Genomic DNA, 20879 nt, shown 5'->3' on the forward strand with positions numbered 1-20879 from the left:
CTATCCTTTTAAAAGGATAGCTTTTTTCTTGAACGAATAAATATTCAAAAGAATGTCGCATCTTTCTGTTCATATTTCTGCTATAATATATAACGCTTTATAATATTTTATACTTAAGGAGAACAACTCATGAAGCGAAAAAAGAGCCATTTAATGGTAATGGCACTTGTTACATCTTTATTATTAACAGCTTGTAATAATAAAGCGAATAAAAGTGATACAGAGGTTAAAAAACAAGTGTTAAATGTAACAGTATCAGAAGAAATTCCTTCTCTGGACACTGCGAAAACGATGGATGGTACATCAGCACACGTTATGCAAAACATATTTGAAGGGTTATATGTATTAAATGATCAAGATCAGCCTACTCCAGCAGTAGCAAAATCGTTTAAAAGAAGTGAAGATGGTAAGAAATATACATTTAACTTGCGTAAAGATGCAAAATGGTCAAATGGAGATAATGTAACAGCAAATGATTTTATATTTGCGTGGAAACGTGCAATTAACCCTGAAACGGCATCTCAATATGCATACATGCTCTTTTATGTGAAAAATGCGAAAGAGATTAATAAGGGAACAATGCCTCTTGATGCACTTGGGGTTAAAGCAATAAATAATTATACGTTAGAAGTTGAACTCGAACAGCCGGTTCCGTATTTTTTACAGTTGTTAGCACTACCTATATACTTACCGCAGCATGAATCATTTTTGAAAGAACAAGGAAACAATTATGCATTGGAACCTAGTAATCTCATATATAACGGGCCATTTGTATTAGAAAAATGGAAGCATGAACAAGAGTTTCAATTAAAGAAGAATGCTGCATATTGGGATCGAAAGAAAGTGAAATTAGACGAAATAAACTTTCATATCGTAAAGGATACAATGACAGCTGTAAATTTATATGAAGCCGGAGATTTGGATCGAGTACCTATTAATTCGCAAATTGTAGACAAGTATAGAGGGAATAAGGAATTACATATGTCGAGTGATCCTGGAATTGCCATGCTTCGTTTTAATGAAAAAAATACCGCGTTAGCAAATAAAAAAGTGCGTCAATCTATTTCATTAGCGTTAAATAAAGATGATTTTGTTGCTCACTTTATTAATAACGGAGCAAAACCTGCAAGCGGGCTTGTACCAGTTGGTCATGTAAATGAAGTGACCGGTAAAGATTTTAGAAAAGAAAACGGAGATCTTTCTTCATATGATTTGCAAAATGCGCAAAAGATTTGGAAAGAAGCGAAAAAAGAGCTTGAAGTAGAGCAAGTAAACCTCGAGTTTTTAACGTTTGAACAAGATAATGCAAAACGGATGGCAGAATATATAAAAGGTGATTTAGAAAAGAATTTGCAAGGAATCGCGATACAAATTAAACAACAGCCATTTAAGCAAAAATTACAGTTAGAACAAGCAGGTGATTACGATATAACTATGGCAAATTGGGGGCCTGACTATAAAGACCCAATTAGTTATTTAGAGTTATTTACGACAGGGAATCCGAATAATAAAATGAATTATTCTAATGTTCATTACGATGAATTAATAAAGAAAGCGAAAACGGATTTTGTACTAGATACGGAAAACCGATGGGAAGCGTTGCGAGAAGCCGAACAGGTATTATTAGAAGATGCTGCGGTAGCGCCGCTTTATCATATTGGCTCAGCATATGTACAAAAGGATTATGTAAAAGGAATTGAAAAGCATCAATTTGGTGGTATTTATACTTATAAGAATGCTTATATTGCTAATGAATAAATACAAAAAACCTTACTTTTTAAAAGTAAGGTTTTTTACACATGAATTCTATTAAACCGATTTTAATAAAGCGTAAAAATTCGTATCATATGGGACATCATCTTGATACATATAATTTTTTAGAACGCCTTCTTTTTCAAAGCCTAATTTTAATAGTACTTTATTGGAAGCTTCATTTTCAAGAAATACAATTGCTCCAATCCGCTTTAAATGAATCGTATGGAAACCGTATGATATAACCTCAGAAACAGCTTCAGTCGCATATCCTTTTCCCCAGTGTTCAGGCAAAAAGGCATAACTTATATTGGCTCGTTTATGCTCAGAAGACCAATCGTGAAAACCAATGGTACCAATGAGTTCTTTCGTGTCTTTTAATTCGATTCCCCATTTTATACCGCTTCTTGCATTGTAACTCAACTTAAAATTATGAATGATTTGCTTCACTTGATCAATATCTTGTAACGGTTTTTGGCCATAATAGCGCAGTACATTAGTATTAGAAAAGCATTGTAGTATACGCGGTGCATCTTCTTCGGTAAGTTCTCTTAAAATGAGTCGGTCTGTTTTCAATATAGGAAACATGCTTTCACTCCATTTCTTTTGAAACTAGAATGTGTTGTTATTATATAATCTAGTCTGAAAATAAAGATTATTCAAGAGGGGAGTATGGTTTTAATTTATGATAAAATTGATTGTGGAATATATTTCAAAAAGAGGTTTGTATATGGAGAAAAATTCAATTTTAATTGTAGATGATGATCAAGATATTGTTCAATTTATAAAAGTGAATCTAATGCAAGAAGGTTTTAAAGTTTTTAGTGCTCATAACGGAGAAGAGGCTTTAGAAATAATAAATAATAACAGTATTCAACTTGCTATTTTGGATATTATGATGCCACAAATGGATGGGATAGAATTGTGTAGAAGGATTAGAGAGAAACATAGTTTACCAATTATGTTTTTAAGCGCGAAATCATCGGATGTCGATAAGGTAATTGGATTTAGTACTGGGGCAGATGATTATATTGTGAAGCCGTTCAGTACAATTGAATTTATCGCAAGAGTGAAAGCTCAATTAAGAAGGTATACATATTTCAACCAAAATGCTGTCCAAGTAATGGAAAAGAAAATAAATATTAGAGGTTTAGAAATAGATGAAGTGTCGAGAACTGTAATGTTATATGGAGAAACAATGAATCTTACGAAAACTGAATATGATATTTTACACTTAATGGCAGCCGCAAGGAATCGTGTGTTTACAATTGAAGAAATATATGAGAGCGTTTGGAACGAAAGAGCCTATGAAAGTAATAATACAGTAATGGTTCATATTGCAAGATTGAGAAATAAAATTGAAGAGAATCCAAAAGAACCGAAGTTTATACAAAATGTTTGGGGAGTCGGATATAAAATTGAAGATTAGATCTTTACAGGGTATTAGGGCGAAATTTTTTTTAGCTTTCATATGTAGCATCTTGTTAGCGACTGTAAGTATAATAGTGCTTCAAATTTTAGTTGGAAATATATATAGTCATGTTAATGCGTTAGAGGAAAAATATTCATTTTTATACTTTATAGTTTTTTTGATTTTTACTACGACATACTTTGCATGTATGACAAAAACAATGATGAAAAGATTGTCTGAAATTAATAAGAACGTGAAGGAAATAAGTAATGGTAATTTTGAAGTACATATACCTATTTCAAAAAATGACGAGATTGGTGAATTAGCGACGAATGTAAATAGAATGGCCAAAAGTTTAAAAGAGTCTATCGAGAATGAAAAAAAATCACAGGAAATGAAAAATGAAATGATTAGTAATATTTCTCATGATTTACGAACGCCAGTAACATCTTTAATCGGTTATGCGGACCTGTTAGGAAATAAACTCCATTCGAATGGAGAAGAATGTGAACAGTATGTAAGTATATTAAAGCGAAAAAGTTATGAATTAAAACATCAAGTAGATGATTTATTAGAATACTGTCAAATAAATTATAGAGAGATTGAATTACATAAAGATGAAGTAGATATGAAAGCATTAATTGAACAAATCATGATTGGCTTTGTACCACAATTAAATGATGCTAATATGAGCTTTTATATTAAAAGTGATGAAGTGCTGTATGTAGAAGTTGATGTGGCACTTATAGTGAGACTATTTGAAAATATAATAGGTAATAGTATTATGTATGGAAAAGATGGAAAGGAAATTGCAATTGGAATTTCCAATAAAACAATGAATGTTGAAGTAGAAATTAAAAATTTTGGACAATGTATTCCGGAAGAGGACCTTCCTTACGTTTTTGAGAAATTTTATCGTAGTGAAAAATCACGTAGTTCTTATACTGGTGGGAAAGGAATGGGGCTTGCAATTTCAAAAAGTATAGCCGAGCTCCATCAAGGGGATCTAACTGTACGTAGTAACGATAAAGAAACAGTTTTCACTGTGAAATTACCGCAGTATAAAAAAGTAAGAAAGTCGTAAGTATTTCTTTTATATGTCGTAATTTTTACTTTGTATCATTGAGAAAAAGGATATGAGAGTAGGGATGCGACATGTGGAAGAAATTTTTATTAGTGATTATAGTTTCTTTTTTAATTATAAGTTGGATCTTAGTTTATGTAGCTAATGGTGTTACATCAGTTTTTGTTTGGTGGAGTATTCAGGCTTTTAGTTTTATTTCAGTTTTCCTCTTGGTAGGATCAGTAATAATATTTTTTTGGAAAGGCATTTTTAGAAAGCGGATAGATAGAACGCTATTTTTAATCATTCTGTTTTCTATCATTGGAGCTTGGCCTGTCGGTTGGTTTGCTAATATAGGTAGAATTGCTTACCCAGCAGATATACAATCTATGAGTCCTAAAGCAGTAGTTCGTGTTCCTTTGAATGAACGAGCATTAATAGGCTGGGGCGGTGATCAGTTAGAAACGAACTATCATGTTATAAAGCCAAATGAAAGGTGGGCATATGATATCCTCATTCCACCTGCTGAAGTGAAAAGTAGTAAGTTAGAGGATTACGGAATATATGGAGCGAAAGTAATGGCACCAGCTTCTGGGACGGTTGTATCAATCAATAATGATGAAAAAGATTTAATTCCCGGATTGGATGATTTTCAGTCAATGGCAGGGAATTACATATATTTACGGATAGATGAAACAGAGACATTTTTGATTCTTGCCCACTTAAAGAAAGGGTCCATTAAAGTTAGAGAAGGACAACGTGTAAATGAAGGAGAATTTCTTGCTCAAGTCGGTAACTCAGGAAGTTCAAGTGAGCCACATTTACATATCCATCATCAAAGGCAAAATCCGTCCAAGGTAAGTATGTTTTTTGCGGAAGGATTGCCACTTTACTTTCGAACTGAAAATGGTGTCATGATGCCGGAAAGAGGGACATACATAAGTGGTAACTAGAAGAAAATCATTTCATCCAAAAAGGGTATTCCAAATTAAAATTGGAATACCCTTTTTCATTATCCTACAAATGTTTGATACAGTAAGAAGATATTTAAAATGATAACGAGTGCTGCAATTATCCAAGCGATAAATGTTGTTATACGGTGGTTAACGAGTGCACCCATAATCTTTTTGTTACTTGTAAACATAATAAGTGGTACTAGCGCAAATGCAATACCGAATGATAAGACGACTTGGCTCATGACTAGAGCGTAAGTTGGATTTACACCTAAAGCGATAATAACTAATGGTGGAATCATTGTAATAAATCGGCGTAAGTATAACGGAATATGCATGCGAATGAAACCTTGCATAATAATATCACCCGACATTGTACCGACAGAAGAGCTAGATAGTCCTGCTGATAAAAGTCCAATTCCAAATAATGCAGCTGATACAGGACCTACTAAATTGGTAAATTGAGTGTAAGCAACATCTAAATCTTCAACGTGCAAGCCGTTTTTAAAAAATAGTGCAGCTGCTACAATTAACATACTTGCATTAATTGCTCCAGCAATAACCATTGCAATAATAATATCGATAAATTCGAAACGAAAAATCTTTTTCTTTTGTTCGTCATTTGTGCCGACCACGCGGCGTTGTGTTAAGGCAGAATGCAAGTATATTGCATGCGGCATAACTGTTGCACCTAAAATCCCTGCTGCAAGTAATATACTGTCTACACCTTGGAATTTTGGAATAAATAGTCCTGAAAGAAGGGGACTTAATTCTGGTTTTGCATAAAAAACTTGAATCCCAAAAGCGATTACTACAATGAAAATCATTCCTGTAATAATAGCTTCTAGTGGACGAAATCCTCTACGTTGAAACTCAAGAATAATAAATGATCCGGCTGCAGTAATTAAAGCGGCAGGTAGCATCGGGATTCCAAATAGTAAGTAAAGCCCCAAAGCAGCTCCAATAAATTCCGCTAAATCTGTAGCCATAATAACTAGTTCACCTTGTATCCATAAGCCGATAGACACAGGCTTTGGAAAGTTTTCACGAGCTATTTCGGGTAAATTGTTTCCTGTAGCAATTCCTAATTTAGCTGATAAAGTTTGGATTAATACAGCCATTAAGTTAGAAGCGAGTATAACCCATAATAGTAAATATCCATATTGTGAACCAGCTGCGATATTGGTAGCAAAGTTGCCAGGATCAATATAAGCAACGGACGCGATAAAAGCGGGTCCTAAAAATGGTAACAGTCTTTTCCAGCCTTTTGTTTCTCCACTTAAAGCTAAGTGAGCTGATTGTACAGTTGTACTTTCAGAAGGGAGATGTTCATCTTTTGTTATATCTTTATTCATAGTAGTTTTCCCCTTTAAAATGTTAACTTGATGAAATTATTGTATTTATTCTTACTCATTATTTCAATACATTTAAATATGTTATGTGATAATTTCATTTGAACACGAAAGTTTCCTTAATGCAAATTATATGCCTTTATACAATGGATGGTGTGATAACGTAAAATAAATTGGGAGTTTATGGTGTGATGACGTGGGGAAATATAATAAATTAAAGGGTCAATTTTGAAATTTATGTGAACATAAAGCCGATAATCCAGCATATTAATTGATGGAATTGCATTTGTATGATATATAATATATTGGGATTACAACATAACCATAGTGTTTTGATGTGTAATCTTGTTTTTTATTTTTGTTAACTGATAGAAAATAGTATAAAGAAAAGAAAATGGGATTCATTTTCTTATTATATATGTTTTGATATGAACGTTAACTTATACATGATTTTAAAAATTAGATAGGTGGTAGAAATACATTGGCAACTACAAAACCATACAGAGTATTACTATATTACATGTACACAACAATTGAAAACCCAGAAGAATTCGCGGCAGAGCATTTAGCATTTTGTAATTCACTTGAATTAAAAGGAAGAATTCTTGTAGCAAAAGAAGGTATTAACGGAACTTGTTCTGGAACTGTAGAACAAACCGAGAAATACATGGAAGCAATGAACAATGATCCACGTTTTGATGGCATCGTATTTAAAATAGATGAAGCTGATGGTCATGCATTCAAGAAAATGCACGTGCGTCCTCGTCCAGAGTTAGTTACACTTCGTCTAGAAGATGACATTAACCCACACGAAATAACTGGGAAGTATTTAGAGCCAAAAGATTTTTATGAAGCAATGAAACAAGAAGATACAGTTATCATTGATGCACGAAATGATTATGAATTTGATTTAGGTCACTTCAAAGGTGCGATTAAACCTGATATCGAATCCTTCCGTGAATTACCAGATTGGATTCGTGAAAACAAAGAAGTACTTGAAGGTAAAAAGATTTTAACTTATTGTACAGGCGGAATTCGTTGTGAGAAGTTTTCTGGTTGGTTAGTTCGTGAAGGCTATGAAGATGTAAGTCAGCTTCACGGCGGAATTGTAACGTACGGAAAAGACCCAGAAGTACAAGGTGAGCTTTGGGATGGACAATGTTACGTGTTCGATGAGCGTATCGCTGTACCAGTAAACCAAAAAGAACATGTTATCGTTGGTAAAGACCACTTTACAGGTGAACCTTGTGAGCGCTATGTAAACTGTTCAAATCCAGAATGTAATAAGAAAATTTTATGTTCTGAAGAAAACGAAGCGAAATATTTACGTGCATGTTCTCATGAATGTCGTGTAAGTCCACGTAACCGCTACGTAATACAACATGAATTAACGGAAGAGCAAGTAGCTGCTGCATTAGAGCAAATCGAAGCAGGGAAGTAAACTGAATTCTTATAGTAAAAGGGGTACTCCAAGTTTAATTTTGGAGCACCCTTTTTTTATTATACGGTTCTGTCATTTGTCGGTTTTTGTCGGTAAGTCGATATATAAAAAAAATCGCTGATATATTTCGAGTTGCGCCGATATAATCGGAAAATCGCTGATAAAAATTTCACTTACTGCAGCGCACCAAGAATTTGAAAATAACTTTCTTTAATTTTTATCTTCTTTCTCTTTAACGGCAGAAAGTACAGTTTGTTTTACCCAAGCTTTTCTTCGTTTATGCTGTAAACCCCATTGGTATAAACTTTGGGCTCCTAAAATAAGTGAAATGACAATGCCGCTAATCGCGATTAATAGAGCGAAAAATTCAAGAGGTGACGATATTTTGTTTGAATCGGTGTTTCTTAAAAGGTCAATCATAGTAAAACCTAACATTTGGCCCACTACAGAGTAGAGCGTTAAAATTAATAATAAAAGGCTATCTTTTTTAGAGGCGACATTTTCTTGATATTTAAACAAACTATCAAGATTTTGTTTCGCGTTCGAGTATAGAACCTCAATATTAAAAAGTTTTCTTAAGCGGAAGAAAATATCTTCACTTTGTGATTGGGATACTAATTCTAAAGAAAAATAATTAGCAGTGAACGAATTGATCGAATAAATTAATTTCTCTATTTCATTAGTATCTTGTTCAATGTTTAGCTCAGCATAGGCGTTTGCCATTTTTAATAAAACAATTTTATGGAATAGGTTTAATAATAAAGCGTAATAAAATTCTCCGTACATTTGACTAGCAAGTTTAGCGATTTCGCGTTCTCCTTCATTTGTTACACATGTAAAAATATGTTCTTCCATTATGAAATAACGATTTGGAGCCCATCTCTGGTAAGCGTGTTTTTTTAAATAGTCATGAATGTAAGGAAGGTTATTTGCACTCACATATGGCTTACCATCACTTGTTAATCCGGAAAGACTAGAAGTACGATAAACATCCACTTCATTAAGTTCCATACCTTCTTTTAGTGACAATAAAGTTTGGACGTACATTCTTTGGTCTTCGAAGAAAGGGAAGGTTTGAAAGTATGAACTTCTTAATCTCTTCTTTTCAAAGAAATCAGTTACGCCATGAAATAAATAACCAAAAATGAATTTTTCAACTTGGGAATACTTTTTTTCGTTACATTCAATACAAATAGTCTCATTTGTATCATTTTTAGTTTCAAGTACACGGAAGCGAGCAGCGAATTCGATTGCTTCAGATAAAGTCATGCTTGGAGCAGTGTTTACTTCTGTTCGAATTGTTAAGAAGCCAAGTTCATAAGGACAAAGTGTTACATCAATAGAGTGTATCTTGAATGGGATTGAAATAAGGTTTGTTGTTAAATGTCCAGTTAAGTTAAGGTCCTTTGAATAACGTTGCAAGCCCTTTTGATGCTCTGAGTGAGGAAAGAGAATTTTATTTGTAAATGAAAGATAGTATGCTTCCATATTTTGATGTGAAACTTTAAACTCCCCATAATATGTATTTTCATCATAGAGATGATCGAGCCGAAAAGGACGGAAATCGTTTTTTTGTAAGAAAGGGAACATATTTTGTTCATATCCAGCTTTAAACGAAAACGGGAATATAAATTGAAATATAGCTGTTGCTACATCTTTTTCCTCAATTGCTTGTATTGCCTCCATCTACATTGTTTCCTTTCCATATATGCTATAGAAACAACATGCCCAAATTTATTTGAAAATAACCACTGTTTTATACTCGATTGAGAGTGAAAATTCAGCTTATTTAGCAGAGGACATGTATAATGTTATGTATACTAAAAGTTATAAAATTGTATTTTGAAAAGGGGGATGCTGTATGCGGATTTTAGTATTAGGCGCTGGTGGAGTCGGAGGATTTTTTGGTGGCAGATTAGTCGAAAAGGGAGAAGATGTTACATTTCTTGTTCGTAGTAAACGGAAAAAACAATTAGAGGAAAGAGGACTTGTAATCCGAAGTGTTAACGGGGATTTCTCTTTCCAACCGAATTTAATAACGAAAGAAGAGAGAACTTCTCCATTTGATGTCATTTTATTTTCAACAAAAGCGTATCACTTAAACGAGGCAATTCAAGATTTGAAGCCGTTTGTTGGCGAAAATACTGTAATCATTCCATTGTTAAATGGTATCGCTCATTTATCGCTATTACAAAAAGAATTCGGCGAAGAAAAAGTACTTGGCGGTTTATGCTTTATCGAGACGACGTTAAACGATCAAGGAGAAATTGTACAAACTAGCGCTGCCAACAGACTTGTGTTTGGAGAAATTAAGTCTCAAAATTCAGAGAGAGTAAAGCATATTTCTAAAGCATTTGCAGGTACGAAATCTAGTTTTGTTTTAAGTGAAAATATTACGCAAGATATGTGGCATAAATATTTATTTATTACTGTAATGTCCGGTGTGACAACGTTAATGCGTGCACCAATTGGACCAATTCGTGAAAGTGAAGGCGGCCGTGATTTTATCCGTAATGTATTTGAGGAATCTGTACAAATTATGAAAGTATTAGGAGCTCCAATAAAGGTTAATATTGCCCAGGAACATATGAAAACAATTGATAAAATTTCGTATGATATGAAGTCATCGATGCAACGTGATATGGAGAAGGGTTCGTTTATTGAAGGGAAGCACTTGCAAGGATATTTACTGGATGTAGCAGAGCAATTTTCTATAGCGGCACCATTATTAGGCACTATATATCAAAATTTAAAGGTGTATGAAGAGATGACCTTTAACAGATCTGTAATAGAATTAGATGTATGAAAAAATAAAAAAGATAGCAATATATAAGTGTATTTCTATCTTTTTTATTTTTTTGTATGACAAATTATTTATTTCTTTTCGTTCTATCTGTCAAATTTATTTCCTGTTCACGTTTACCATATAACTGATTAATTTCATTTGCTACTGCATCTAAATATGAATCGGAAAAAATAGGCTTCTTTTCTTTAGACATAGGGGTCTCCTTTGCGGATTTTTTAGTATTCATTATGTATATTTCTCAGTGGATTATGCACAATCATTTTAATTTTTTTCTTATTAAAAATTTTTGTTTACTTTTTGAAAATAAAGGAGTATTATAATCCACAGTTTCAATTTTCTAAATCGCTGAAACCGCATGGTACGGGGGACCCGTTTTTACGGATTAGTACATAATCCGATGGGGTGAATCCTTAAAAAAGGTAGGGCTACTCATAGGCCCGAATCCGACAGCTAACCTCGTAAGCGTTATATTGAGAAGGAAGGTGGAGCTTGTGCGACAAAAAAAATAATGTCTACAAGTCTATTTCGCTATGGCTTGTAGACATTTTTTGTTTTCTGAGTAAATAGTTTACTGGCTGCAACAAGCAGAAAAGTTCGTACAAAATTATTGGAGAGTGGACAGCATTGGTTTCATCTATTAAAAGATTTTTAATTGGAAGACCGTTAAAATCAACGGAGCTTGGAGAACAAAAGCTTAATAAAACGAAAGCTTTAGCTATTTTATCTTCTGACGCATTGTCATCAGTTGCTTACGGTCCAGAGCAAATTTTAATTGCTTTAGCAGGTGTTGGAGCGATCGCTTATTGGTATTCCATTCCGATCGCTGTTGGGGTATTAGTATTATTGACAGCCCTTATTTTATCTTATCGTCAAATTATTTTTGCTTATCCGCATGGCGGGGGAGCGTATGTTGTATCAAAAGAAAATTTAGGGATGAATCCAGGCTTAATTGCTGGAGGATCTTTATTAGTTGACTATATTTTAACTGTTGCGGTAAGTGTGTCCGCTGGTACAGATGCAATTACGTCTGCGTTTCCTAGCTTACATGCACACAACGTAATTATTGCGGTTATATTTGTTATATTAATTACGATATTAAATTTAAGGGGAGTAACGGAATCAGCTTCCGTTTTAGCATATCCTGTTTATTTATTCGTTTTAGCACTATTTATATTAATTGGTGTGGGCATATATAATATTTTAACTGGTCATGTTTCACCCACTTTACATGCGCCAATTGGTACACCAGTTGCAGGGATTAGTTTATTTTTATTACTAAGAGCATTTGCATCAGGTAGTTCTGCTTTAACAGGTGTTGAAGCAATTTCAAATGCAATTCCGAACTTTAAAGATCCTGCGCCAAACAATGCTGCAAAAACATTGCTTGCAATGGGTGCATTACTTGCTGTGTTATTTTCAGGAATTGTATTTTTAGCTTATTATTACGGAGTGACTCCGAGTAAAGAAGTAACAGTTGTTTCTCAAATTGCTGAACAAACATTTGGACGTAATTTCATGTACTATTTCATACAAGGTACAACAGCTTTAATATTAATTCTTGCTGCTAATACAGGTTATTCTGCATTTCCTTTATTAGCGGTTAACCTTGCAAAAGATAAATTCATACCGAGAATGTTTACGATTAGAGGAGACCGCCTAGGTTACTCAAACGGTATTATTATACTTGGAGTTGCTTCGATTATTTTAATTGTAGCTTTCCAAGGACAAACAGAACATTTAATTCCACTATATGCAGTAGGTGTATTTATTCCATTTACACTTTCTCAAACAGGGATGGTATTAAAATGGCTTCGCGAAAAGCCTGAAGGATGGGCTTTAAGATTAACGGTTAATTTAATTGGTGCAGTTATTAGTTTTATCGTAATGGGCATGTTCTTTTTAACTAAATTTGCACAAGTTTGGTCGATTCTTATTTTCTTACCAGTTATCATCTTCTTATTCCATCGAATTAAGAAGCATTATGATGCAGTGGGTGATCAATTAAGTTTAAAAACTTGCGAGCCTCTTATTCCAATTGAGGGGAATGTAATTGTCGTTCCTGTAGCAGGTATGACGCATGTAGTAGAAAATTCATTGAACTATGCGAAATCGCTTTCGGCAGATCAAGTTATCGCAGTATATGTTGCTTTTGACAGAGAAGAGGAAAAGAAATTTGAGGAGAAATGGAAGAAGTGGCAACCTGAAGTAAGGCTTGTTACATTACATTCTCATTATAGAAGTATTATTCAGCCGCTAACGAAGTTTATCGATACAGTGCAATATAAGGCAAGTGAATCGAATTACCGTGTTACGGTCGTTATACCACAGTTCATTCCGAAAAAAGGTTGGCATAACATTCTTCATAATCAATCCAGTTTACTTATACGTGCGTATTTACTTTATAAAAGAAATGTTGTTATTACGACAGTTCCATATCATTTGAAAAAATAAGAAAATTTTTTAAGGATAGCTTCGCGAAAATGAAGCTATCCTTTTTGTGTATATGCTATGCATAATTGCATATGGGGTTAAAAATTATACTAATATAACTTCATTGGTTATTTGAAAGTAGTGTTTTCTGTTGTGATATGTAGATATTTCAATCGATAAAGTGAATCGGATTATATTTTGAAATAAGGACATGAAAGCTTGAAAATAAAGGGAATGAAAATACTTCTTTACGATATATAAACAGCTGTGTTTAAATGACCTTACAGTACAAAACTTATATGAAAACAAAATGAAATTTCATATTTACGTATGTTGTTTAGTTTAAAATGAATAATATTTTTATGTAATATATTCACTGTGTGAATGTGGGAATTTCGATGAAATAGAAAATTTATACAATATTATTCATACTAAACACATATGAAAAATAATAAAATGTTTTGTGACGATAAGTAAGTACTGTAGCAATACGAGAGAGGTGGTTCATACATAGATCACGTTGAGAACGTTCTCTATTTTAACCATCTCAAATTATGGGCAAGAAAATAGAATAATAAAATGCGATAGTAATAGTTGCTAATACATAGGAGGAGTTAAAGTGAAAAAGACTTTAATTACAGGGTTATTGGTTACAGCGGTATCTACGAGTTGCTTCATTCCTGTAAGCGCTTACGCTAAGGGGGGGCAAACGGAAGTGAAAACAGTATATGCGCAAAATGTAATTGCTCCAAATACATTATCCAATTCAATTAGAATGTTAGGATCACAATCACCGCTTATTCAAGCATACGGATTAATTATTTTGCAACAGCCAGACATTAAGGTAAATGCGATGAGTAGCTTAACGAATCATCAAAAGTTTGCAAAGGCGAATGTACGAGAGTGGATTGATGAATATAATCCGAAGCTAATTGACTTAAATCAAGAGATGATGAGATACAGCACTAGATTCAATAGTTATTATAGTAAGCTCTATGAACTAGCAGGAAATGTAAATGAAGATCAGCAAGCAAAAACAGATTTTATGAGTGCATATGGAAAATTACAATTGCAAGTACAGAGCATCCAAGAGAGTATGGAGCAAGATTTATTAGAGTTAAATCGATTTAAAACAGTATTAGACAAAGATAGTAACAACTTATCAATTAAAGCCGATGAAGCAATAAAAACACTGCAAGGATCAAGTGGAGATATTGTGAAATTAAGAGAAGATATTAAAAGAATTCAAGGGGAAATTCAAGCTGAACTAACTACTATTTTGAATAGACCTCAAGAAATCATTAAAGGTTCTATTAATATCGGTAAACAAGTATTTACAATCACAAATCAAACTGCACAAACGAAAACAATCGATTTTGTTTCTATCGGTACTTTAAGTAATGAAATTGTAAATGCTGCAGATAGTCAAACGAGAGAAGCAGCTTTTCGCATTCAGCAAAAGCAAAAAGAGTTATTGCCACTTATTCAAAAGTTATCACAAACTGAAGCAGAGGCGACTCAAATTACATTCGTTGAAGATCAAGTAAATAGCTTTACAGAATTAATTGATCGTCAAATTACAACTTTAGAAACGTTATTAACGGATTGGAAAGTTTTAAATAATAATATGATTCAAATTCAAACAAATGTTGAAGAAGGCACGTATACAGACAGTAGTTTACTTCAAAAACATTTTAATCAAATTAAAAAAGTAAGTGATGAAATGAATAAGCAAACAAATCAATTTGAAGATTACGTTACAAACGTTGAAGTACATTAAATAGAAAAATAATTAGCGATATAGGGAGAGAAGAAAAATGACAAAAAAACCATATAAAGTAATGGCTCTATCAGCACTTATGGCAGTATTTGCAGCAGGAAATATTATGCCGGCTCATACGTATGCAGCTGAAAGTACAGTGAAACAAGCTCCAGTTCATGCGGTAGCAAAAGCTTATAATGACTATGAAGAATATTCATTAGGACCAGAAGGCTTGAAAGATGCAATGGAAAGAACAGGTTCAAATGCTTTAGTAATGGATCTGTATGCTTTAACAATTATTAAACAAGGTAATGTTAACTTTGGAAATGTATCGACTGTTGATGCAGCTTTAAAAGGAAAAGTGATTCAGCACCAAGATACAGCTAGAGGAAATGCGAAGCAATGGTTAGATGTATTAAAGCCACAGCTTATTTCAACGAATCAAAACATCATTAACTACAATACAAAATTCCAAAACTATTATGATACTTTAGTTGCTGCGGTAGATGCAAAAGATAAAGCGACTCTTACGAAAGGCCTAACTAGATTATCAAGTAGTATTAATGAAAATAAAGCGCAAGTGGATCAGTTAGTAGAAGACTTGAAAAAATTCCGAAATAAAATGACGTCGGATACGCAAAACTTCAAGGGTGATGCAAATCAAATTACATCTATATTAGCTAGTCAAGATGCAGGGATTCCACTTCTGCAAAATCAAATTACAACGTACAATGAAGCAATTAGTAAATATAATGCAATTATTATCGGTTCATCTGTTGCGACAGCTCTAGGACCAATTGCAATTATTGGTGGTGCAGTAGTTATTGCTACGGGCGCAGGAACACCGCTAGGAGTCGCATTAATTGCAGGTGGTGCAGCAGCTGTAGGCGGTGGTACAGCTGGTATCGTATTAGCGAAGAAAGAACTTGACAATGCACAAGCTGAAATTCAAAAAATAACTGGACAAATTACAACTGCTCAATTAGAAGTAGCTGGGTTAACGAACATTAAAACACAAACTGAGTATTTAACAAATACGATTGATACTGCAATTACAGCGTTGCAAAACATTTCAAACCAATGGTATACAATGGGATCAAAATACAATTCTTTACTTCAAAATGTGGATTCAATTAGTCCAAACGATCTTGTTTTCATTAAAGAAGATTTAAACATTGCGAAAGATAGCTGGAAAAACATTAAAGACTATGCAGAAAAGATTTATGCTGAAGATATTAAAGTAGTAGATACGAAAAAAGCATAATCGAATACGAATCGTTAGGGCGTTAAGTGTTGATGAATGATTTGAAGCTCCTGTTCAGTTGTGAGCAGGAGCTTTTGATATCCTTATAAAGAGAATAGGTGAAAAATATGCAGAAACGATTTTATAAAAAATGTCTTTTAGCGGTAATGATTGCTGGGGTGGCAACGAGTAACGCATTTCCTTTACATCCTTTTGCAGCAGAACAAAATGTAACGGTGCTACAAGAAAATGTGAAAAACTATTCTCTTGGACCAGCAGGATTCCAAGATGTAATGGCACAAACGACATCAAGCATATTTGCAATGGATTCATATGCAAAATTAATTCAAAATCAACAAGAGACGGATTTAAGTAAAATAAGTTCGATTAATAGTGAATTTAAAGGGAATATGATTCAGCATCAAAGAGATGCAAAAATTAATGCAGCATATTGGTTAAATAATATGAAGCCTCAAATTATGAAAACAGATCAAAATATTATAAATTACAATAATACTTTTCAATCGTATTATAATGACATGTTAATAGCGATTGATCAAAAGGATAGTGGAAAATTAAAAGCGGATTTAGAAAAGTTGTATGCGGATATTGTAAAGAATCAAAATGAGGTAGATGGATTATTAGGAAATTTGAAAGCTTTTCGCGATAGAATGGCGAAAGATACAAATAGTTTCAAAGAGGATACAAATCAGTTAACAGCGATATTGGCAAGTACGAATGCTGGTATTCCAGCTCTAGAGCAACAAATAAATACATATAACGATTCGATTAAAAAGAGTAATGATATGGTCATTGCTGGTGGCGTACTTTGCGTAGCTCTAATAACATGTCTTGCTGGCGGGCCGATGATTGCGGTTGCGAAAAAAGATATCGCAAATGCAGAAAGAGAAATCGCCAATTTAAAAGATAGAATTTCAGGAGCACAAGCAGAAGTCGTAATTTTGACTGATGTAAAAAATAAAACAACAAACATGACAGAAACAATTGATGCAGCAATTACAGCACTACAAAACATATCAAATCAATGGTATACAGTAGGTGCAAAGTATAATAATTTATTACAAAACGTAAAAGGAATTAGTCCGGAAGAGTTTACGTTTATAAAAGAAGATTTACATACAGCGAAAGATAGCTGGAAAGATGTAAAGGATTATACAGAAAAATTACATGAAGGTGTGGCAAAGTAAACAGTGGACTAGTTCTGCTGTTTATTTTTTATCCTGTTTTTTGTGAGAGTTGAGCTTGCAATTATATATAAGTTTGTCATGTGTTTTATCAATGTGGCTATTGGGTAATAGTTAATCAAATTGATACGAATAACCTAAATAAATTTCTGATCAAGTCTTTTATATGTAATGTTTTAATGAAAAAAGCTATACTGTAAGAAAAACTAAAAATTGGAGAGGAAATACTACAACATGGAAAATTATTTGTTATTTATCCTTACAGCAATGTTAATCATAATCATGCCTGGTCCTGGTTTTGCGCTAGTTACAAAAAATACTATCTCGCATGGTAAAAATGGCGGGATAAAGACTGTTTTAGGAACGATATCTGGAATGATGATTCATACAATAATGGCTACGTTAGGACTTTCTGCTATCTTAATGAAATTTGCTATGTTATTTACATTTATAAAATATGCTGGGGCTGTTTATTTAATTTATTTAGCTGTAAAGTCAATTAAAAGTGCCTTACATAAAAAAGAAGATATGTCAGGTTCAGCAGAAATGGACTCTAAGGATATTGGGGCAATTAAAAGCTTTAGACAAGGATTTACTACGGCAATTTTAAATCCAAAAACCGCTGTATTTTTCCTTAGTTTTTTACCCCAATTTATTGTGAGTAATCAAAATCATTTCTTCCAATTTCTTTTGTTAGGACTCACATTTACGACTTTGACAGCAATATGGTATTTACTTTACATCTCACTCATACGTCAATTAAGAACTTTTTTAAGAAAAGAAAGAGTGAACCGTACAATAGAGGGTATTACAGGCGCCGTATTATTAGTATTTGGAGTTAGATTGTTTTTCCAAAAATAAATATGTAGATAAAACGAGAAATAAAAAAGTTGATTATTTCTCGTTTTATTCTTTAAAATCTGCAACAGAATCAGGATTTCCCCTCAAAGTATAAATTCCAAGAGGAACCGTTTTTTTATTTACTTATATACGTACAGCTGTACCACTGACAGCAACCATTAACATTCCATCACGAACAACTTCGTAATCTACGTCAATACCAACGATAGCGTTCGCACCCTTTTCTTTTGCAAGTTCTTTCATTTCGCCCATTGCAATATCACGAGCGTCTTTTAGTTTACTTTCATAAGCACCAACACGGCCACCGACAACATCACGAACGGAAGCGAATACATCGCGGACAATATTTGCACCCATAATAGCTTCACCATTTACAATATCAATATACTCAATAATCTCTTTACCTTGAATTCCAGAAGTTGTTGTTACAATCATGACTGACACTCTCCTAATATTTTATAATTTTTGATTAGCTTTCTTATGTCATAGAAAAAGTAGTTCTGGTGCCAAAAATGCTTGATAGAAACATAGAATATTTTTGGCATCAGAAACAAGTCTAGTTTCTTACAGAATGAAAGCAAGGCAATTGTTTAACATGTGTATCGCTATAACATATGCAATGGATCTTTTAGAAATAAGATAAGCCGCAGTAAGTATCAACGATCCAGGTAAATAAATAGCAATATCCGCAAGTTGGTTCGTATGAAGAAGTGTAAAAATCATAATCGAAATGATAGATGCAATAGCAGTACCAATATGGTAAGAAAAACGATTTATTAATATGTGGCGAAACACAATTTCTTCAAGTGTTGGACCCAGAATACCAAATACAAGCAATGTAAATACAAGAGGTACCTCTGCACCCGTTTCAAGGAGCTGCTCTTGGTTCTCTGGTTGACCAGTTGCTAGAAAATGCATAACACATTGTTCCACAATTAACGTAAATAAAACTACCATAGGAATACTTACTATTTTCAAAATTGTCTTCTCTTTAAAATAAGTAAAACTTTCAATAATTTCTTTCCTAAAGCAAATGATTCCTACAATAGCAGGTACAGTAAAACCGATGGCACTAAGAACAAATTCTGATTCAACTAAATTGACATTAGCTAAAAGTGATATGCCAAATAGTATGTACAAGCCAATTTGAAATGGTACAAACAGTGTAAAGATTATTAGCATAATGATTTCTTTTTTATTCATTTTTATAAAGTTCACTGTATTGCCCCCATAATTAAATTACCTATAATTTTTGATTTTTCTTTCTGCATAACGCTCTCCTTCTAAATATATTTATATAAGATTATAAACCGGACGGTTCGGTCCGAATCGAAATCTAATGATACTACAAGTTTCTAGTTTTTTAAACCCTTTTTATAAAGTATTAACAAAATCAAAATGGAAAAAAGCAAATATATTTATATTTCAGTTGCTTTGTTACAATTTAATTCCAGTAATCATTAATGGTTAATCTTTTATAGAATGAAGTGAAAGTGGGAGTAGTTCAAACACTTTAGCTAAACATATTGATAAAAATTATATATAATAATCATATGTCTATACATTAAAATTAACTATATATTTTTACACCTCTACGATTTTAGATAAAATTAGTTGTATAATATGACTGAATTAAACAATTGGTCATGTTGTTTTGACAGAAAATTCACTTAATTTATGTAGGTAATACAATTTGATTAACTTCTTTTCAAACTGTATTGTTTGAGGTTTCCATAAGATAGGGATTGATAAGATATTTCTGTTCCAAACTTATTTATACTTACAAAAAATTAAGAAAATAGAGGGTAAACATTACCTAGAATATTAGGATCGTTTTCATTAGGAGGATTACAAAGCATGACTAAAGTTGATAAGGTTAAAGAAAAAATTATTGAAACATCTTTATATTTATTTAATACTAATGGGATAACTCGCACATCCATCCAGGATATAATGACAGCTACTGAACTACCTAAAGGATCTATTTATCGTAGATTCAAAAGTAAAGAAGAAATTGTCCTTGCTGCCTACGACAAAAGTGGTGAGATTATGTGGAGTCATTTTCATAAAGCAATGGAAAATAAAAAGACAGCAATTGATAAAATCCTTGCAATTTTCCTTGTATATCAAGATGCAGCTAATAATCCTCCTATTGCTGGAGGCTGTCCATTACTTAATAGTGCCATTGAAAGTACTGGAGTATTTCCAGAATTACAAAAAGCAGCAGCAAAAGGTTATGATGATACAGTAATGTTAATGGCTTCTCTCATAAAAGAAGGAATAGAGAAACAAGAATTTAAAGAAGATATAGAGGTTATATCACTCGCTTCCTTTCTTGCCTCTTCAATGGAGGGGGCTATTATGGCAAGTCGAGTATCTAACGATAATATACACCATCATTATTTTATTGAACAAATAAAACATCATCTTTTCACTTATTCTAAATAAGTGAGAACTTGCATTGTTTCCATCCAATTTTTATAAAATTAAATTGAGTAAATACCCCTTATAAATAGTAACTTCTGTTTATAAGGGGTATTTGAATAGTTTTTAGATGATGTTTCATGTTTCTTATTGAACGGCTTTGTTATCGTTACTAC

At 33.0% G+C, this 20879-nt stretch carries 18 protein-coding genes and 1 riboswitch; of the genes, 12 read left to right on the top strand and 6 right to left on the bottom strand.

Annotated elements, in window-relative coordinates; all coding sequences use genetic code 11:
• Positions 1 to 129: 129 nt before the first annotated feature.
• On the top strand, positions 130 to 1758 hold the full coding sequence (locus N2V80_RS09070; RefSeq protein WP_061654548.1) for a peptide ABC transporter substrate-binding protein: 1629 nt from the start codon (positions 130 to 132) through the stop codon (positions 1756 to 1758).
• Positions 1759 to 1809: 51 nt separating this feature from the next.
• Here N2V80_RS09070 and N2V80_RS09075 read toward each other — a convergent pair whose 3' ends face one another.
• Positions 1810 to 2340, bottom strand: a complete 531-nt coding sequence (locus tag N2V80_RS09075) for a GNAT family N-acetyltransferase (RefSeq protein WP_000483972.1) — start codon at positions 2338 to 2340, stop codon at positions 1810 to 1812.
• A 142-nt stretch (positions 2341 to 2482) separates the two neighbouring features.
• Here N2V80_RS09075 and N2V80_RS09080 point away from each other — a divergent pair, with 142 nt between their 5' ends.
• The 3 genes from N2V80_RS09080 (at position 2483) to N2V80_RS09090 (ending at position 5179) form a co-directional block, all read left to right on the top strand.
• Entirely contained in the window at positions 2483 to 3181 is a 699-nt protein-coding gene (locus N2V80_RS09080; protein ID WP_000414526.1) for a response regulator transcription factor, read from the top strand.
• Positions 3147 to 4247, top strand: a complete 1101-nt coding sequence (locus tag N2V80_RS09085; RefSeq protein ID WP_142310089.1) for an ATP-binding protein — start codon at positions 3147 to 3149, stop codon at positions 4245 to 4247. Before N2V80_RS09080 ends, N2V80_RS09085 begins: the two co-directional genes overlap by 35 nt.
• A 71-nt stretch (positions 4248 to 4318) precedes the next feature.
• A complete protein-coding gene (locus tag N2V80_RS09090; RefSeq protein ID WP_000265535.1) occupies positions 4319 to 5179 on the top strand; it encodes a M23 family metallopeptidase in 861 nt (286 codons plus the stop codon).
• A 59-nt stretch (positions 5180 to 5238) separates the two neighbouring features.
• Here N2V80_RS09090 and N2V80_RS09095 read toward each other — a convergent pair whose 3' ends face one another.
• Positions 5239 to 6534 carry an Nramp family divalent metal transporter gene (locus N2V80_RS09095; protein WP_053514140.1) on the bottom strand — a complete coding sequence of 432 codons (1296 nt, stop codon included), beginning with the start codon at positions 6532 to 6534 and terminating at the stop codon, positions 5239 to 5241.
• Positions 6535 to 7012: 478 nt separating this feature from the next.
• Here N2V80_RS09095 and trhO point away from each other — a divergent pair, with 478 nt between their 5' ends.
• Positions 7013 to 7972 (top strand): oxygen-dependent tRNA uridine(34) hydroxylase TrhO, encoded by a 960-nt coding sequence (trhO, locus tag N2V80_RS09100; protein ID WP_000246214.1) that lies wholly within the window; start codon positions 7013 to 7015, stop codon positions 7970 to 7972.
• A gap of 210 nt (positions 7973 to 8182) precedes the next feature.
• On the opposite strand, the gene N2V80_RS09105 is transcribed toward trhO, so the two are convergent.
• A complete protein-coding gene (locus N2V80_RS09105) occupies positions 8183 to 9658 on the bottom strand; it encodes a hypothetical protein (RefSeq protein WP_000387421.1) in 1476 nt (491 codons plus the stop codon).
• A 175-nt stretch (positions 9659 to 9833) separates the two neighbouring features.
• Here N2V80_RS09105 and panE point away from each other — a divergent pair, with 175 nt between their 5' ends.
• On the top strand, positions 9834 to 10778 hold the full coding sequence (gene panE / locus N2V80_RS09110; protein WP_001221910.1) for a 2-dehydropantoate 2-reductase: 945 nt from the start codon (positions 9834 to 9836) through the stop codon (positions 10776 to 10778).
• 64 nt (positions 10779 to 10842) lie between these two features.
• On the opposite strand, the gene N2V80_RS09115 is transcribed toward panE, so the two are convergent.
• Positions 10843 to 10971 (bottom strand): hypothetical protein, encoded by a 129-nt coding sequence (locus N2V80_RS09115; RefSeq protein WP_000031873.1) that lies wholly within the window; start codon positions 10969 to 10971, stop codon positions 10843 to 10845.
• 140 nt (positions 10972 to 11111) lie between these two features.
• Positions 11112 to 11258: riboswitch (cyclic di-AMP (ydaO/yuaA leader) on the top strand.
• A 144-nt stretch (positions 11259 to 11402) separates the two neighbouring features.
• On the opposite strand from N2V80_RS09115, the gene N2V80_RS09120 reads away from it, so the two are divergent.
• The 5 genes from N2V80_RS09120 (at position 11403) to N2V80_RS09140 (ending at position 18279) form a co-directional block, all read left to right on the top strand.
• The gene (locus N2V80_RS09120) at positions 11403 to 13229 is read left to right on the top strand and encodes an APC family permease (RefSeq protein WP_061654546.1); all 1827 of its coding nucleotides are present in this window, start codon (positions 11403 to 11405) and stop codon (positions 13227 to 13229) included.
• 598 nt (positions 13230 to 13827) lie between these two features.
• Positions 13828 to 14988, top strand: a complete 1161-nt coding sequence (nheA, locus tag N2V80_RS09125; RefSeq protein WP_061654545.1) for a non-hemolytic enterotoxin NHE subunit A — start codon at positions 13828 to 13830, stop codon at positions 14986 to 14988.
• Positions 14989 to 15025: 37 nt separating this feature from the next.
• Positions 15026 to 16234 (top strand): non-hemolytic enterotoxin NHE subunit B, encoded by a 1209-nt coding sequence (nheB, locus tag N2V80_RS09130; protein WP_000162975.1) that lies wholly within the window; start codon positions 15026 to 15028, stop codon positions 16232 to 16234.
• Positions 16235 to 16341: 107 nt separating this feature from the next.
• Positions 16342 to 17421: a non-hemolytic enterotoxin NHE subunit C gene (gene nheC, locus N2V80_RS09135; RefSeq protein WP_001171989.1), complete on the top strand. Its 1080-nt coding sequence runs from the start codon at positions 16342 to 16344 to the stop codon at positions 17419 to 17421.
• A 231-nt stretch (positions 17422 to 17652) separates the two neighbouring features.
• Positions 17653 to 18279, top strand: coding sequence for a LysE family translocator (locus N2V80_RS09140; RefSeq protein ID WP_000432986.1), 627 nt, complete (start codon positions 17653 to 17655; stop codon positions 18277 to 18279).
• A 123-nt stretch (positions 18280 to 18402) separates the two neighbouring features.
• On the opposite strand, the gene N2V80_RS09145 is transcribed toward N2V80_RS09140, so the two are convergent.
• Both N2V80_RS09145 and N2V80_RS09150 read right to left on the bottom strand, forming a co-directional pair.
• Positions 18403 to 18714, bottom strand: a complete 312-nt coding sequence (locus N2V80_RS09145) for a heavy metal-binding domain-containing protein (protein WP_000637518.1) — start codon at positions 18712 to 18714, stop codon at positions 18403 to 18405.
• A gap of 129 nt (positions 18715 to 18843) precedes the next feature.
• The gene (locus N2V80_RS09150; protein ID WP_001009295.1) at positions 18844 to 19497 is read right to left on the bottom strand and encodes a CPBP family intramembrane glutamic endopeptidase; all 654 of its coding nucleotides are present in this window, start codon (positions 19495 to 19497) and stop codon (positions 18844 to 18846) included.
• A 639-nt stretch (positions 19498 to 20136) separates the two neighbouring features.
• On the opposite strand from N2V80_RS09150, the gene N2V80_RS09155 reads away from it, so the two are divergent.
• Entirely contained in the window at positions 20137 to 20727 is a 591-nt protein-coding gene (locus N2V80_RS09155; protein ID WP_000169648.1) for a TetR/AcrR family transcriptional regulator, read from the top strand.
• The last annotated feature ends 152 nt before the right edge of the window (positions 20728 to 20879 follow it).

The sequence above is a fragment of the Bacillus sp. FSL W8-0640 genome (genome assembly GCF_038007725.1).
GTDB lineage: Bacteria > Bacillota > Bacilli > Bacillales > Bacillaceae_G > Bacillus_A > Bacillus_A cereus.

Excerpts from the sequence above, each read along its gene's own strand:
- N2V80_RS09070 (WP_061654548.1), top strand. The coding sequence starts at position 130 with ATGAAGCGAAAAAAGAGCCATTTAATGGTAATGGCACTTGTTACATCT.
- N2V80_RS09075 (WP_000483972.1), bottom strand. The coding sequence starts at position 2,340 with ATGTTTCCTATATTGAAAACAGACCGACTCATTTTAAGAGAACTTACC.
- N2V80_RS09080 (WP_000414526.1), top strand. The coding sequence starts at position 2,483 with ATGGAGAAAAATTCAATTTTAATTGTAGATGATGATCAAGATATTGTT.
- N2V80_RS09085 (WP_142310089.1), top strand. The coding sequence starts at position 3,147 with ATGTTTGGGGAGTCGGATATAAAATTGAAGATTAGATCTTTACAGGGT.
- N2V80_RS09090 (WP_000265535.1), top strand. The coding sequence starts at position 4,319 with ATGTGGAAGAAATTTTTATTAGTGATTATAGTTTCTTTTTTAATTATA.
- N2V80_RS09095 (WP_053514140.1), bottom strand. The coding sequence starts at position 6,534 with ATGAATAAAGATATAACAAAAGATGAACATCTCCCTTCTGAAAGTACA.
- N2V80_RS09105 (WP_000387421.1), bottom strand. The coding sequence starts at position 9,658 with ATGGAGGCAATACAAGCAATTGAGGAAAAAGATGTAGCAACAGCTATA.
- panE (WP_001221910.1), top strand. The coding sequence starts at position 9,834 with ATGCGGATTTTAGTATTAGGCGCTGGTGGAGTCGGAGGATTTTTTGGT.
- N2V80_RS09115 (WP_000031873.1), bottom strand. The coding sequence starts at position 10,971 with ATGTCTAAAGAAAAGAAGCCTATTTTTTCCGATTCATATTTAGATGCA.
- nheB (WP_000162975.1), top strand. The coding sequence starts at position 15,026 with ATGACAAAAAAACCATATAAAGTAATGGCTCTATCAGCACTTATGGCA.
- nheC (WP_001171989.1), top strand. The coding sequence starts at position 16,342 with ATGCAGAAACGATTTTATAAAAAATGTCTTTTAGCGGTAATGATTGCT.
- N2V80_RS09140 (WP_000432986.1), top strand. The coding sequence starts at position 17,653 with ATGGAAAATTATTTGTTATTTATCCTTACAGCAATGTTAATCATAATC.
- N2V80_RS09145 (WP_000637518.1), bottom strand. The coding sequence starts at position 18,714 with ATGATTGTAACAACAACTTCTGGAATTCAAGGTAAAGAGATTATTGAG.
- N2V80_RS09155 (WP_000169648.1), top strand. The coding sequence starts at position 20,137 with ATGACTAAAGTTGATAAGGTTAAAGAAAAAATTATTGAAACATCTTTA.